The sequence below is a fragment of the Methylibium sp. Root1272 genome (assembly GCF_001425905.1).
Lineage (GTDB): Bacteria > Pseudomonadota > Gammaproteobacteria > Burkholderiales > Burkholderiaceae_C > Methylibium.
This window is the reverse complement of sequence record NZ_LMDY01000017.1, coordinates 11,918-25,702: the sequence shown is the minus strand read 5'-3', so window position 1 is coordinate 25,702 and position 13,785 is coordinate 11,918. Positions and strand designations below refer to the sequence as shown.

The 13,785-nt window shown below is 69.7% G+C and carries 12 protein-coding genes; 7 read left to right on the top strand and 5 right to left on the bottom strand.

What is annotated here, in order from left to right:
- Positions 1-57: 57 nt before the first annotated feature.
- Together ASC67_RS17100 and ASC67_RS17095 are read right to left on the bottom strand one after the other, a co-directional pair.
- Entirely contained in the window at positions 58-348 is a 291-nt protein-coding gene (locus tag ASC67_RS17100; RefSeq protein ID WP_011828027.1) for a co-chaperone GroES, read from the bottom strand.
- 215 nt (positions 349-563) lie between these two features.
- Entirely contained in the window at positions 564-1,292 is a 729-nt protein-coding gene (locus ASC67_RS17095; RefSeq protein WP_056324386.1) for a hypothetical protein, read from the bottom strand.
- 188 nt (positions 1,293-1,480) lie between these two features.
- On the opposite strand from ASC67_RS17095, the gene ASC67_RS17090 reads away from it, so the two are divergent.
- Positions 1,481-3,280 (top strand): SulP family inorganic anion transporter, encoded by a 1,800-nt coding sequence (locus ASC67_RS17090; RefSeq protein WP_056324383.1) that lies wholly within the window; start codon positions 1,481-1,483, stop codon positions 3,278-3,280.
- 26 nt (positions 3,281-3,306) lie between these two features.
- Here ASC67_RS17090 and ASC67_RS17085 read toward each other — a convergent pair whose 3' ends face one another.
- The 3 genes from ASC67_RS17085 to ASC67_RS17075 all read right to left on the bottom strand — a co-directional run bounded on the left by ASC67_RS17085 (position 3,307) and on the right by ASC67_RS17075 (position 5,628).
- Positions 3,307-3,792 carry a glycine zipper 2TM domain-containing protein gene (locus ASC67_RS17085; RefSeq protein ID WP_056324380.1) on the bottom strand — a complete coding sequence of 162 codons (486 nt, stop codon included), beginning with the start codon at positions 3,790-3,792 and terminating at the stop codon, positions 3,307-3,309.
- Between the two features lie 144 nt (positions 3,793-3,936).
- The gene (locus ASC67_RS17080; protein ID WP_056324376.1) at positions 3,937-4,494 is read right to left on the bottom strand and encodes an HNH endonuclease; all 558 of its coding nucleotides are present in this window, start codon (positions 4,492-4,494) and stop codon (positions 3,937-3,939) included.
- A gap of 141 nt (positions 4,495-4,635) precedes the next feature.
- Positions 4,636-5,628 (bottom strand): 2-dehydropantoate 2-reductase, encoded by a 993-nt coding sequence (locus ASC67_RS17075; protein WP_056324372.1) that lies wholly within the window; start codon positions 5,626-5,628, stop codon positions 4,636-4,638.
- A 72-nt stretch (positions 5,629-5,700) separates the two neighbouring features.
- Here ASC67_RS17075 and ASC67_RS17070 point away from each other — a divergent pair, with 72 nt between their 5' ends.
- The 6 genes from ASC67_RS17070 to ASC67_RS17045 all read left to right on the top strand — a co-directional run bounded on the left by ASC67_RS17070 (position 5,701) and on the right by ASC67_RS17045 (position 13,683).
- Positions 5,701-7,116 (top strand): S1C family serine protease, encoded by a 1,416-nt coding sequence (locus ASC67_RS17070; RefSeq protein ID WP_056324368.1) that lies wholly within the window; start codon positions 5,701-5,703, stop codon positions 7,114-7,116.
- Positions 7,113-8,096, top strand: coding sequence for an FHA domain-containing protein (locus tag ASC67_RS17065; protein ID WP_056324365.1), 984 nt, complete (start codon positions 7,113-7,115; stop codon positions 8,094-8,096). The genes ASC67_RS17070 and ASC67_RS17065 overlap by 4 nt, the downstream gene beginning before the upstream one ends.
- Positions 8,097-8,247: 151 nt before the next feature.
- On the top strand, positions 8,248-8,940 hold the full coding sequence (locus tag ASC67_RS17060; RefSeq protein ID WP_056324363.1) for a TetR/AcrR family transcriptional regulator: 693 nt from the start codon (positions 8,248-8,250) through the stop codon (positions 8,938-8,940).
- Between the two features lie 50 nt (positions 8,941-8,990).
- Complete coding sequence (locus tag ASC67_RS17055; protein WP_056324360.1) at positions 8,991-10,781, top strand: acyl-CoA dehydrogenase C-terminal domain-containing protein; 1,791 nt, start codon at positions 8,991-8,993, stop codon at positions 10,779-10,781.
- Between the two features lie 14 nt (positions 10,782-10,795).
- Complete coding sequence (locus tag ASC67_RS17050; protein ID WP_056324357.1) at positions 10,796-11,239, top strand: DUF2147 domain-containing protein; 444 nt, start codon at positions 10,796-10,798, stop codon at positions 11,237-11,239.
- A gap of 47 nt (positions 11,240-11,286) precedes the next feature.
- Positions 11,287-13,683: a 3-hydroxyacyl-CoA dehydrogenase/enoyl-CoA hydratase family protein gene (locus ASC67_RS17045; RefSeq protein WP_056324354.1), complete on the top strand. Its 2,397-nt coding sequence runs from the start codon at positions 11,287-11,289 to the stop codon at positions 13,681-13,683.
- The last annotated feature ends 102 nt before the right edge of the window (positions 13,684-13,785 follow it).

The following is a 13,785-nucleotide window of genomic DNA, read 5'->3' as shown; positions in this document are numbered from 1 at the left end:
CGGACCTTGACTTCGCTGCGCGAAGTCAGCCTGCGACGAAAGTAAATCGCACGCGATTTACTTTTCGACCACGGCGAACAGGTCTTCCTCGCGCATGACCAGCAGTTCGTCGCCGTCGACCTTGACGGTCTGGCCGCTGTACTTGCCGAACAGGACGCGGTCGCCGACCTTGCAGTTCAGGGCGATGAAGTCGCCCTTGTCGTTGCGCTTGCCCGGGCCCACGGCCAGCACTTCACCCTGGTCGGGCTTCTCGGCGGCGTTGTCGGGGATCACGATGCCCGAAGCGGTCTTGGTTTCCTGTTCGAGGCGCTTGACGATCACGCGATCGTGCAAAGGACGAAGTTTCATCGCATCTCCTTGATGGGTATCGAATGTCTATGGACTTATTTCGCGCAGTTAGCGCAAACTCACATTGCGCAACCCAGAGCGGAGATACCGCTTCTGGGTTTGTTAGCACTCAGTCTGCGCGAGTGCTAGCGACAGATTATAGGGGTCGCGCACGGCGTTTCAATAGCGCCGCGTCGGGAGCGTGACGAAGGCCCGCCTCGCGGCGGGCCGGGGCGTCAGACGCCTGCCGTCTCGATCTCGCCGAAGGCGTGGTTCAACCACAGCTTGAGGCGCTGGCGCTCCATCAGTCCGAGGCTCGGGCCTTCGCTGCCCGGCGAGTTGCGCGCGGCCCAGAAGCTGCTGTTGCTGGCGTCGATCTTCTGCACCACCGAGTCGTGCAGGCGCTTGAGCGTGATCACGCGGGCGCCCAGCGCCAGCGCGCGGTCCTGCTCGCCCGACTTCTCGAGCTGGCTGAAGTCGTCGCCGCGGAGCTGGTTGCGCACCAGCACGTAGCGCAGGCGCCGGCCGAAGCGGTCGAGCAGGCGCTTGAGCAGGTCGACCGAATCCTTGCCGGAGTCCATCACGTGCCAGTAATGAATGGCCACACCGGACATGTCGGCCAGGTCTAGCACGCCCGACTCGTCCATCCACTTCACCAGCGGCTCGTGGGTCTGCGCCGCCAGATCGACCAGCACGCGACGCCCGGGCGTCTCGATGGCCGCCTCGACGATCGCATCCAGCGCCTCGTAGCGGTCGGCCAGCACCGGCGAGGCGTACCCCGCGTAGAAACGCATCAGCGAGCCATGCGAACGGTCGGTATCGAACCCGGTGAACGGCACCTCGTGATCGATGAGGTACTGCGCCAACAGACGCGACACCAGCGATTTGCCGACGCCGCCCTTCTCTCCGCCGATCATGTGGATCCGCGACGTGGTCGCGGTCTCGAGCGTGGGAATCTGCGTCATGCTGTTCAGCTCTCCATGGCGAAAAGCGGGACGTCGGCCGGCGGGATGCCATGTCGAGTCCGTCCCCGATGCGGATCATTGTGCAACGCAGCGACGTGCGGCACACGGCCCGGGGCCCCGAAATTGCGCCGCGTTCTGCTTCGTGACACAGCCGGTCGGCCGGGCCGGGGCGGCTTCTATCATTCGGCATGTCCTCACCCGCTGCGCCGGTCGCCCGCCCGTCCTGGCTTCAACGCTGCTTCGGTCCATGGGTCAGGCTCGTGTCGCGGGAAACGTTGCGCGCGGACCTGCTGGCCGGCCTGCTGGGCGCCGTGCTGGTGTTGCCGCAAGGCATCGCCTTCGCCACGCTCGCCGGCCTGCCGCCGCAGTACGGCCTGGCGACGGCCATCCTGCCGTGCATCGTCGCGGCGCTGTTCGGCTCCAGCCTCCATGTGATGTCAGGGCCGACGAACGCGAACTCGCTGGCGCTGGCGGCCATGCTCACGCCCCTGGCCTGGGTGCGCAGCCCCGACTACATCGAGCTGGCGCTGACCGTCACGCTGCTGGTCGGCGTGATGCAGACGCTGATCGGCGCGCTGCGCCTGGGCAGCATCGCCAACTTCATCTCGCCGGCGGCCCTGCTCGGCTTCACCGCCGGCGCCTCGGTGTTGATCGGACTGCACGCCCTGCCCGATCTGCTCGGCATGAGCTCCGGCACCGGCCTGAGGCCGATGCTCGAGGCGCTCTGGCAGCGACCGCTGGAGACGATGCATCTCGGCTCGCTCGTCGTGGCGACGGTGACGCTCGCGGTCACGCTCGCCGTGCGGCACTGGCAGCGGCACTGGCCCGCCCTGTTGCTGGGGCTGGCGGCCGGCACGCTGGTCGCCGTGCTGCTGAACGCCGGCCATGAGGACGGCACGTTCTGGCATGTCGAGCAGATCGGTGACGTACCACTGCCCTGGCCCCGTTGGCACTGGCCGGACGTCGACGTCGCGCGGCTGCGCGACCTGGTCAGCATCGCCTTCGCCCTGACGCTGGTGGCGCTCGCCCAATCGATCTCGATCGCCAAGGCCGTGGCCGCCCGCTCGGGCCAGCGCATCGACGCCAACCGCGAGTTCTTCGGACAGGGACTGTCCAACGTGGTGGGGGGTCTGACGTCGGCCTACGTCTCCTGCGGCTCCCTGAACCGTTCGATCCCCAACCTCGAGGCCGGCGCGCGCACACCGCTGGCCTCGGTGTTCTCGGCCGGGCTGCTGCTGTTGCTGGTGCTCGTGAGCGCCCCGCTGCTGGCGCTGATCCCGAACGCGGCGATCGCCGCGGTGCTGCTGCCGGTCGCCTGGAACCTGCTCGACCTGCCCGGCTGGCGGCGCCTGATGCGGCTGGAGCGCAGCGATTTCGCGATCGCCGCAGCCACCGCGGTGGCCACCGTGAGCCTGAGGCTCGAGATCGCGATCCTGCTCGGCAGCATCCTGTCCTTGAGCAGTTATCTGCAGCGCACGGCGCGACCGGCGATGCGCACGATGGGCTTCGATTCCATTGCGCCCGACCGCCCGTTCGTCGTGCTCGACGGCCAGGCCGAGGCGCTGCCGGAATGCCCGCAGCTCAAGCTGCTGCGCATGGAGGGCGCGGTCTACTTCGGTGCCGCCCAGCACGTGTCCGACACGCTGCACCATCTGCGCGCGGCACCTGCCGCCCCGCGCCATCTGCTCGTGATGAGCAAGAGCATGAATTTCATCGACCCGGCCGGGGCCCAGGTCTGGGACGAGGAGTTGCGCGCGCGCCGTGCCGAAGGCGGCGATCTCTATTTCCACCGTCCGCGCCCGCCGGTGCTGGAGCTGTGGGAACGCTCGGGATTCCTCGACACGCTCGGGCGCGACCACGTGTTCGCCGACAAGTACAGCGCGATCGCGCGGATCGTGCCGCGTCTGGACCCCGCGATCTGCGCCGGCTGCAAGGTCAGGATCTTCGGCGAGTGCGCGCTACAGCCCGGCGCGACGCCGGAACCCTGACCGACCGGCGCCGACGGCGCGCCGGATCAACTGCGCGGCTGCGGCGCCGGCGGCGGCTGCACCGACTGGGACCGCGCGACGCGCGTGGTCCCGCCGGTCGAGATCAGCACCACCTGGTCACCAGGCTGGAAGCTTTCCTTGCCCTGGGCCTGGACGATGGCGCGGCGCTCGCCGTTGCGCAACTGGACCATGATTTCAAAGGCCTGCTCGCGCGTTGCCAGCCGCTCGGTGGCGTTGCCGACCACCGCGCCGGCCACCGCACCCAGCACGCCCACCACCACGGCTTCGCGGCGGCCGCCGACCGAACTGCCGGCCACGCCACCGGCCACGCCGCCCGCCACGCCGCCGATGCCCGACTGGCTGCCGTCGACCGTCACCGGACGCACGTTGACGACCACCGCGTCCTGCACGGTCGACAGGCGCTGCGCGTCGCCGCGCTGGATCACGTCGGGACTGGTGGTGGAACAGGCGGCCAGGGCCAGCACGACGCCGGCAATCCACAGGTTCTTCATGAGAGCTTCCTTCACGCGCTACGCGATCACGGCACAACGAGTCCGCCTTCGAGGGCGTTGACGCCACGAGTCGGTTGGAGTCGCGGTACGCGGTTCCGGTTCACCCACGCACGACGGCCCGGGAGGAATTATTTCACCGCGGCCTCAACCATGCAGGCGGCTGGAGCGCGGCACGCTCGCCAGCAGGAACTCCATCTGGTCGACCAGGATGCGGCGGCCGCGCAGGATCATGTCCTCGTGCAGGCTGGGCACGTAGGGGAGGAACAGCAGGCTCATCCGCGCCTCTTCCGGCGTGCGATCGGCCTTGTGGCCGTTGCAGCCGCGACAGGCGGTGATGCAGTTCATCCAGCTGTCCCCGCCGCCGCGCGAAGTCGGCTGGATGTGCTCGCGGGTCAGGTCGTCGGCATGGAACTGGCCGCCGCAGTAGGCACAGATGTAGCGGTCGCGGACGAACAGCTTGGGATTCGACAGCGCCGGCGTCTGCCGCCAGGCGCGGCTGGGCACGCTGCCGCGCACCGCGATGATGGAGTGCACCTCGATGCGCGACTGCACGCCGGTGCGGCGCTGGATGCCGCCGCGCAGCACCACGCAGGCGTCGCCCAGCGTCCACGCGACGCCATCGCTGGCGTAGAGAACCGCCGCCTCGCGGGCGGTGATCCAAGCCTGAGGTCGGCCCGACACGTCGAGCTGCAGCACGTCCATGCACAAACTCCTTGACACGGAGCATAGAGCACGGCGGCCTGCCGCCTCAAGCGGAGCAACACCAGCGCCCCTGCGGCGGCGGCCCGTCTGCGGGGTCGGCGCGACACCGCGCGCATCCCGCGCCGGTGCGTCACGCGACGGTCACCGGCCGTTCGTAGCGGGCAGAAGGCCGCGCGTGCCGGCCATCAGCCGGGTGAGCCCGAGCAGGGCGTCGATGTTGGGTGTGGCCAGACCGAGCTTCAGGCCGATCTCGTGGACGGCGGTGACCAGCGCATCGAGTTCGATCGGGCGGCCGGCCTCCACGTCCTGCAGCATCGAGGTCTTGAAGGCCCCGAGCTTGCGTCCCACCGCCTGGCGTTCCTCGCCGCTCTGCGCGATGGGGCAGTCGATGCGCGCGCCGATGGCCGAGGCCTCGGCCATTGCGCGCAGGCAGAAGGCGTTGACCAGCGGGTCGTCGAAGATGCGGTCGGCCGTCGCGCCGGTCAGCGCCGACACCGGATTGGTCGTCATGTTGCCCCACAGCTTGAACCAGATCGCCTGGCGGATGTCGGGCGTGACCTCGACCTGCAGGCCACCGTCGCGCAGCACCTGCGCCACCGCGTCGGCGCGCGCGCTGCCGCCGCCGACCGGCTCGCCGACGATCAGCCGGTCGCCGAAGCCGTGGCGCACGAGGCCCGGCGCGGGCATGCTGCAGGTGAGGTGCACCACGCCGCCGAGCACGCGCGCCAGCGGCAGCGCAGCGGCGATGCGGCCTTCGGGATCGACGCTCGCCAGCCGCGGGTCGATGCGGCCGGCCGGCAGCGTCTGCAGGAACCACCAGGGCACGCCGTTCATCGCGGTCAGCACCGGCGTGTCGGGGCCCAGCAGCGGCGCCAGCCGTTCGGCCACGGCCGCCAGCGCCGGCGACTTGACCGCCACGATCACCAGCTCCTGCGGACCGAGCGCCGCCGCATCGTCGGCGATGTCGATCGGGTACGCGGTGACCCGGCCCGCTTCGTCCAGCCGCAGGCCGTGTTCGCGCACCGCCGCCAGCGCGGCACCCCGCGCCAGTGCGCTGACGCGGTGCCCGCCGCGCACCAGCCGCGCGGCGAGGAAGCCGCCGACCGCCCCCAGACCCACCACTGCAACCCGCATCGATCCTCCTCGCGCTCGCGCGCCATGAATCCGGGCCATGGTAAGCCTCGGTCACCTGCCAGAATCGGTGCCATGACACGACCCCGAGCCTGGCGGCAGCGTGCACTCGGGCTGCTGATCGCGCTGGTGAGCGGCACCGTCGTCGCGCAGTCTGCCGCCCCCGCATCCACCCCTTCCTCCGACCCCGCGCCCGGGATCGTCGCGCCGTCGGTCGCCGCCGCGCCGCTGCCCGTGTCGCCGTCCGCGCAACGCCTCTACGAACGCGCGCGCGGCCAGCTGCTGCAGGTGCGCACGCTGCTGAAAGGCCAGGACAGCCAGGCCTCGGTCGGCTCGGGCTTCTTCGTCAGTGACGACGGGCTGATCGTCACCAACTACCACGTCGTCAGCCAGGTGGCGCTGCAGCCCGAGCGCTACCGGCTGACCTACACCCGCGTCGACGGCCGCGAGGGCACCTTGCAGCTGCTGGGTTTCGACGCGATCCACGACCTGGCGCTCGTCAAGGCTCTGCCGCCGAACGGCCCGTCGCGCAAGAACGGCGGCGCGGTGGTCGATGCACCGGGCAGCCCGCTCGCCTTCCGCGCCGCAGGCGACGCGCTGGCCCAGGGCGAACGCATCTACTCGCTCGGCAACCCGCTCGACGTCGGCTTCGCCGTGCTCGAGGGCAACTACAACGGGCTCGTCGAGCGCAGCTTCTACCCGAGCATCTTCTTTGGCGGCGCACTCAACTCCGGCATGAGCGGCGGCCCGGCGCTCGACGAGGCCGGCCGCGTGGTGGGCGTCAACGTCGCCACGCGGCGCGACGGCCAGCAGGTGAGCTTCCTGGTGCCGGCGCCGTTCGCGCAGGCGCTGGTCGAGCGGGCACGCGGCGCGGCGCCGATCACCGCGCCGGTCTACCCGCAGCTCACCGCGCAGCTGCTCGCGCATCAGGAAGCCGTGGTGCAGCGCTTCGTCCAGCAACCCTGGCGCAGCGCCGGCCACCCGCACTACCTGATCCCCGTGCCGCAGGAAGACTTCCTGCGCTGCTGGGGGCGCAGCACGCCGGCCGACACCAAGGGCCTGGAGTTCGAGCGCTCCGATTGCGAGATGGACACGCAGATCTTCGTCAGCGGCAGCCTGCTCACCGGCTCGCTGGGCGTGCGCCATGAGGCCTACGACGGCCGCAAGATCGGCTGGCTGCGCTTCACCGAGCGCTACAGCGCGAGCTTCCGCAACGAGAGCTTCGGGCGTCGCAACCCGAAGGAGTACACCGCGCCGCAGTGCAGCGAGCGCTTCGTCGACCGCGACGGCCTGCCGCTGCGCGCGGTGCTGTGCCTGTCGGCCTACAAGCGGCTCACCGGCCTGTACGACCTGAGCGTGCTGGTCGCCACGCTCGACCAGGCCCGCGCCGGCGCGCAGGGCCGTCTCGACGCACGCGGCGTCAGCTTCGACAACGCGATGAAGCTGGCCTCGCACTACCTGCAGGGCTACAGCGTGAAGGCAGTCCCGTGAGCCGGCTCGGCCTGATCGAGCTGCTCGACCGCGACGGCGCCGTGGCGCACCGCGTGCCGGTGCTGCAGTGGCCGGTGACGATCGGCCGCGCGCTCGACTGCGACGTGGTGCTCGACGACCCGCACGCCGCGCCGCGCCACGCACTGCTCGACGCCCCGGACGGCGCGCCTCGCCTGCAGGTCGGCGACACCGTGAACGGCGTGCGCCTGGGCGGCCGCACGCTGCGGGCTGGCGAAGCCACCGCGCTCAGCGGCGGCAGCGAATGGCAGATCGGCCGCACCCGCCTGCGCCTGCGCCTGGCCGGCGAGGCCCTGGCGCCCGAACTGCCATGGGCCGCCGCGCCGCCGGTCCATGGCCGCCGCCTCGTGATCGGGTTGGTGCTGCTGCTGGCCTGGGTACTGGGCGAGCACTGGCTGCAGACCGATCCCGGCGACCCGTTCAGCAGCTACCTGCCGGTGCTGGTCGGCACGCCGGTGATGCTGGGGGTGTGGTGCTTCCTGTGGGCGCTGGGCTCCAAGCTCTTCACGCGCCACTTCGATTACCTGGCGCACCTGCAGCTCGCGCTGGGTGTGCTGCTGGCGTCGCTGCTGCTCGACGCGCTGCTGCCGCTGGCGGCCTTCGCGCTGTCCTGGGAAAGCCTGGCTCGATGCGGCGAACTGATCACGCTGGCGCTTGGCTGCGGCCTGGTGTGGGGCCACCTGAGCCTGATCCTGCCGACGCGCCGCCAGATGCTGGCGGTCGGCTTCGCGACGATGTTCGTCGTCGGCGCCGGCCTGAAGCTGGCGCTGAACCACCAGCGCAGCGACCGCTGGTTCGCGCCGCTCTACCTGAGCACCCTGGGCCCGCCGGCCCTGCGGCTGGCGCCGACGGTCGACACCCAGCGCTTCATCGAACAAGCCGGCGCCCTGCGCGCTCCACTCGAGCAGCGCGCAAAGGACACCGATGCGCCATCCTGGTTGACGCCGTTCGACGAGGACTGAGCGCGGAGCCCGGGCGGGCTCCGACACCGGCCCCAGGTAAACCCTAGGGTTCGTTAGGCGCACGGCCCTACAGAAGGACCCCATCCGCTCACACCGATGCCAGGGTTTTCTGCAAAATAGAACGATCGTTCGATTTTCATCGGAGACCCGCTTGGCCGACCCGACGCTCGATCCCGACACCCCCGCGAGCCGCGCCGTCCGCGGCGAGCCGCGCGCCCAGCCGCGCGGCCAGCACAAGGGCCAGCAGACCCGCGCGGCGATCCTCGAGGCGGCGCTCGGCCTGGCCTCGCAGATCGGCCTGGAGGGCCTGTCGATCGGTGCGTTGGCCGAGGTCACGCACATGAGCAAGTCGGGCGTGTTCGCCCACTTCGGCTCGCGCGAGGAACTGCAGATCTCGGTGATCCGCGAGTACCACACGCGCTTCGAGGACGAGATCTTCGTGCCGTCGATGGACGAGCCGCGCGGCCTGCCGCGGCTGCGCAGCCTGTTCCAGCGCTGGGTCAAGCGAGTGTCGGTCGAGGTCGACTCCGGCTGCATCTACATCAGCGGCGCGGTCGAATTCGACGACCGGCCGGGCCCGGTGCGCGACGCCCTGGTGGCCATGGTCCGCACCTGGCACCAGGCCCTGCAACGCGCGATCCGCCTCGCGATCGACGCGGGCCACCTGCGGGCCGACACCGACCCGACACAACTGCTGTTCGAGATCCACGGCCTCATCCTCGCGTTGCACCACGACGCGCGCTTCATGCGCAACCCCGGCGCCGTCGAGCGCGCGGGGCGCGGATTCGAACGCATCCTCGCAGACCACCTGACCTCGACCGCCCCGGCGATGCCGGCCCGCTGAGGCTTGGGTCTCGTCCCATTTCTTCGTTCTATCCCTCTCCGGAGCAACCGATGGCCACCTACACCCCCCCGATCCGCGACATGCAGTTCGTGATGCACGAACTGCTGGGCGTGACCGATGCGCTGAAGGCCATGCCGCCCCACGCCGAAATCGACACCGACACGCTCAACGCCGTGCTCGAGGAAGGCGGCAAGTTCGCCGCCGAGGTGACCTTCCCGCTCAACGCCAGCGGCGACGAGCAGGGCTGCACGCTCGACAAGTCCACCCACGAGGTCACCGCCCCGAAGGGCTTCAAGGAGGCCTACGCGCAGTACGTCGAGGGCGGCTGGCCGGCCTTGAGCTGCGACCCGGCCTATGGCGGCCAGGGCCTGCCGATCGTGCTGAACCAGTGCCTCTACGAGATGCTCAACAGCGCCAACCAGGCCTGGACCATGTACCCCGGTCTGACGCACGGCGCCTACGAGGCGCTGCACACCCACGGCACCGACGAGCAGAAGCGCACCTACCTGCCCAAGCTGACCAGCGGCCATTGGACCGGCACGATGTGCCTGACCGAGCCGCACTGCGGCACCGACCTGGGACTGCTGCGCAGCAAGGCCGAGCCCCGGCCCGACGGCAGCTACAAGATCACCGGCAGCAAGATCTTCATCAGTTCCGGCGAGCACGACCTGGCCGAGAACATCGTTCACCTGGTGCTCGCCCGCCTGCCCGACGCGCCGCAGGGCAGCAAGGGCATCTCGCTGTTCGTGGTGCCGAAGTTCCTGGTGCAACCCGACGGCTCGCTCGGCGCGCGCAACCCGGTCTACTGCACCGGCCTCGAGCACAAGATGGGCATCCATGGCAACGCCACCGCGCAGATCAGCCTGGACGGCGCTGCCGGCACGCTGGTCGGCGAGCCGCACAAGGGCCTGGCAGCGATGTTCGTGATGATGAATGCGGCCCGCCTCGGCGTCGGCATGCAGTCGCTGGGCCTCACCGAGGTGGCGTACCAGAACGCGGTGGCCTACGCGAAGGACCGCATCCAGATGCGCAGCCTGTCGGGCCCCAAAGCGCCCGACAAGCCGGCCGACCCGATCATCGTGCACCCCGACGTGCGCAAGATGCTGCTGACCGCACGCGCCTATGCCGAGGGCGGCCGCGCGCTGTCGCTGCACTGCGCGCTGCTGATCGACCGCGAGCTCTCGCACCCCGACGAGGCGGTGCGCAAGGATGCGGCCGACCAGGTGGCGCTGCTGACGCCGATCGTCAAGGCCTTCCTGACCGACAACGCCTGGCTCGCCACCTCGCACTGCCTGCAGGTCTACGGCGGCCACGGCTACATCCGGGAATGGGGCATGGAGCAGTACGTGCGCGATGCCCGCATCAACATGATCTACGAGGGCACCAACACCATCCAGTCGCTCGACCTGCTGGGCCGCAAGGTGCTGGCCGACAACGGCGCGAAGCTGAAGAAGTTCGGCCAGCTGATCGTCGACTTCGTCGAGGAAGAAGGCGTGGTCGAGGCGATGCAGGAGTTCGTGAACCCGCTCGCCGACCTGGGTGACAAGGTCACCAAACTGACCAGCGAACTGGGCATGAAGGCCTTCGGCAATGCCGACGAGGTGGGCGGCGCGGCGGTCGACTACCTGCGCATCGTGGGCCACCTGGTGTTTGCGTACTTCTTCGCGCGCTCGGCCAAGATCGCGCTGGAGAAGCAGGGCTCCGGCGACCCCTTCTACACCGCCAAGCTCGCCACCGCGCGCTTCTACTTCGCCAAGCTGCTGCCCGAGACCGCCGGCCTGATCCGCACCGCACGCAGCGGCGTCCAGCCGCTGCTCGCGATGGACGAGGCACTGTTCTGAAACACGAGGAGACGATGATGAAACACGTGATCACCGCCTGTCTGCTGTCGTTCGCCGCCCTCGCCGCCCAGGCCCAGGCCACGCCGGCCGGCCTGTGGAAGACCGTCGACGACGACACCGGCAAGGAGAAGTCGCTGGTGCGCATCGCCGAGTCCGGCGGCGTGTACACCGGCAAGGTCGAGAAGCTGCTCGACCCGGCCCGCCAGGACGCCAGGTGCGACAAGTGCAGCGACGAACGCAAGGACCAGCCGGTACTGGGCATGACGATCATCCGCAACATCAAGCAGAGCGCCGGCGACGCGGCGCTGTGGGACGGCGGCGAGATCCTCGACCCGAACAACGGCAAGACCTACAAGCTGCGCGTGAAGCCGGTCGACGGCGGCCAGAAGCTCGAGGTGCGCGGCTACATCGGCGCGCCGCTGCTCGGCCGCACGCAGACCTGGACGCGCGTCGAGTGAGCCGCGGCGTCCACGCCCCGAACGATGAATCACTGGAGAACACCGAAATGAGTCGATTCCAAGTCCGCAAGGTCGCCGTGCTCGGCGCCGGCGTGATGGGCGCGCAGATCGCCGCCCACCTCGTCAACGTGAAGGTGCCGGTCGTGCTGTTCGACCTGCCCGCCAAGGACAGCCCGAAGTCCGGCATCGCGCTGAAGGCGATCGAGAACCTGAAGAAGCTCAAGCCGTCGCCGCTGGGCCTGGCCGAAGACGCGGCGCTGATCCAGCCGGCCAACTACGAGGAGCACCTGGCGCTGCTCGGCGAATGCGACCTGGTGATCGAGGCGATCGCCGAGCGCATGGACTGGAAGCTCGACCTGTACACCAAGATCGCGCCGCATGTGGCGCCGCGCACGATCCTGGCGTCCAACACCTCGGGCCTGTCGATCACCACGCTGTCGGCGGCGCTGCCCGAGAGCCTCAAGCCGCGCTTCTGCGGCATCCACTTCTTCAACCCGCCGCGCTACATGGCGCTGGTGGAGCTGATCGACACGCCGACCACCGACGACCGCGTGCTCGACGAGCTGGAGAGCTTCGTCACCACCTTCCTCGGCAAGAACGTGGTGCGAGCCAAGGACACGCCGAACTTCATCGCCAACCGCGTGGGTATCGCCGGCATGCTGGCGACGATCAAGGAGGCCGAGACCTTCGGCCTCAGCGTCGACGTGGTGGACGACCTCACCGGCAAGAAGCTCGGCCGCGCCAGCAGCGGCACCTTCCGCACCGCCGACGTGGTGGGCCTGGACACGATGGCGCACGTCATCAAGACGCTGCAGGACAACCTGGCCGACGACCCCTTCTACCCGAGCTACGCGACGCCGCCGGTGCTGTCGGCGCTGATCGCCAAGGGCGCGCTCGGCCAGAAGGTCGGCGCCGGCTTCTACAAGAAAGTCGGCAAGGACATCCTGCGGCTCGATCCCGCGAAGCAGGATTACGTGCCCGGCGGAGGCAAGGCCGACGAGATCGTCGCGCGCATGCTGAAGAAGCCGCCGGCCGAGCGCCTGAAGCTGCTGCGCGAAAGCAGCAACCCGCAGGCGCAGTTTCTGTGGGCGATCCTGCGCGACGCCTTCCACTACGCGGCAGTGCATCTGGAGGACATCGCCGACAACGCGCGCGACGTCGACTTCGCGATGCGCTGGGGCTTCGGCATGCAGCAGGGTCCGTTCGAGCTGTGGCAGGCCGCCGGCTGGCAGCAGGTGGCGGGCTGGGTGCAGGACGACATCGCCGCCGGCAAGGCGCTGTCGAAGGCGCCGCTGCCGACCTGGGTGTTCGACGGCCCGGTGGCCGAGCGCAGCGGCGTGCACACGCCAGAGGGTTCGTGGTCGCCATCGCGCCAGGCCTTCGTGCCGCGCAGCGTGCTGCCGGTCTACCAGCGCCAGCCCTTCCCCGAGAGCGTGCTGGGCAGCGGTGCGATCGATGCGCTGAAGAGCGGCACCGAGCTGTACCGCAACGACGAAATCCGCGTCTGGACGCTCGACGGCGAGGTGCTCATCGCGTCGATCACCGCCAAGCTGCACCTGATCAGCCCGACGGTGACCGAAGGGCTGCTGAAGGCGGTCGAGATCGCCGAAGAGAAGTTCCAGGGTCTGGTGATCTGGTCGCCCGACGACGTGTTCTCGGCCGGCGCCAACCTCGAGGCGCTGATGCCGGTGTTCATGAAAAGCGGCGCCAAGGGCATCGCGCCCGAAGAGAAGAAGTTGCAGGACGCGATGCTGCGCATCCGCTATGCCGGCGTGCCGGTGGTCGCCGCGGTGCGCGGGCTGGCGCTGGGTGGCGGCTGCGAGCTGGCCATCCACAGCGCGCGGCGCGTGGCGGCGATGGAGAGCTACATCGGCCTGGTGGAAGTGGGCGTCGGCCTGATCCCAGGTGCCGGCGGGCTGACCTACATCGCGCGGCGCGCGGCCGAGATGGCGAACGCCGGCAACGCGAACGCCGACCTCCTGAAGTTCGCGACCGACGGCTTCACCAGCGCCGCGATGGCCAAGGTGGGCACGAGCGCACTCGAGAGCCGCAAGCTCGGCTACCTGATCGACGGCGACGTGATCGTGCCGCACAAGGACGAGTTGCTCTACGTGGCGACCCAGCAGGCCAAGGCACTGTTCGCGTCGGGCTACCGCGCGCCGGTGAAGCGGCTGTTCCCGGTGGCCGGCCGCAGCGGCATCGCCACCATCAAGGGCCAGCTCGCCAACATGCGCGACGGCGGCTTCATCAGCGCCCACGACTTCCACATCAGCGCGCTGATCGCCGACGTGGTGTGCGGCGGCGAGGTCGACGCCGGCTCGCTGGTCAGCGAGGAGTACCTGATGGCGCTGGAGCGCAGGCACTTCTGCGGTCTGCTGGAACACCCCAAGACCCAGGAGCGGATCATGGGCATGCTGCAGACCGGCAAGCCCGTTCGCAATTGACCACCCCCGTTGCGGCTTCGCCGCTCCCCCTCCAGGGGGCGCCGCTGGCGGACCGGCCGAGCCGGATCCGCGGCGGCCACTCGATAGGCCAGATGGAGCACA

What these genes read in the sequence shown, in the direction of transcription:
- ASC67_RS17100 (WP_011828027.1), bottom strand. Translation starts at nt 348, where the DNA reads ATGAAACTTCGTCCTTTGCACGATCGCGTGATCGTCAAGCGCCTCGAA.
- ASC67_RS17095 (WP_056324386.1), bottom strand. Translation starts at nt 1,292, where the DNA reads ATGACGCAGATTCCCACGCTCGAGACCGCGACCACGTCGCGGATCCAC.
- ASC67_RS17090 (WP_056324383.1), top strand. Translation starts at nt 1,481, where the DNA reads ATGTCCTCACCCGCTGCGCCGGTCGCCCGCCCGTCCTGGCTTCAACGC.
- ASC67_RS17085 (WP_056324380.1), bottom strand. Translation starts at nt 3,792, where the DNA reads ATGAAGAACCTGTGGATTGCCGGCGTCGTGCTGGCCCTGGCCGCCTGT.
- ASC67_RS17080 (WP_056324376.1), bottom strand. Translation starts at nt 4,494, where the DNA reads ATGGACGTGCTGCAGCTCGACGTGTCGGGCCGACCTCAGGCTTGGATC.
- ASC67_RS17075 (WP_056324372.1), bottom strand. Translation starts at nt 5,628, where the DNA reads ATGCGGGTTGCAGTGGTGGGTCTGGGGGCGGTCGGCGGCTTCCTCGCC.
- ASC67_RS17070 (WP_056324368.1), top strand. Translation starts at nt 5,701, where the DNA reads ATGACACGACCCCGAGCCTGGCGGCAGCGTGCACTCGGGCTGCTGATC.
- ASC67_RS17055 (WP_056324360.1), top strand. Translation starts at nt 8,991, where the DNA reads ATGGCCACCTACACCCCCCCGATCCGCGACATGCAGTTCGTGATGCAC.
- ASC67_RS17050 (WP_056324357.1), top strand. Translation starts at nt 10,796, where the DNA reads ATGATGAAACACGTGATCACCGCCTGTCTGCTGTCGTTCGCCGCCCTC.
- ASC67_RS17045 (WP_056324354.1), top strand. Translation starts at nt 11,287, where the DNA reads ATGAGTCGATTCCAAGTCCGCAAGGTCGCCGTGCTCGGCGCCGGCGTG.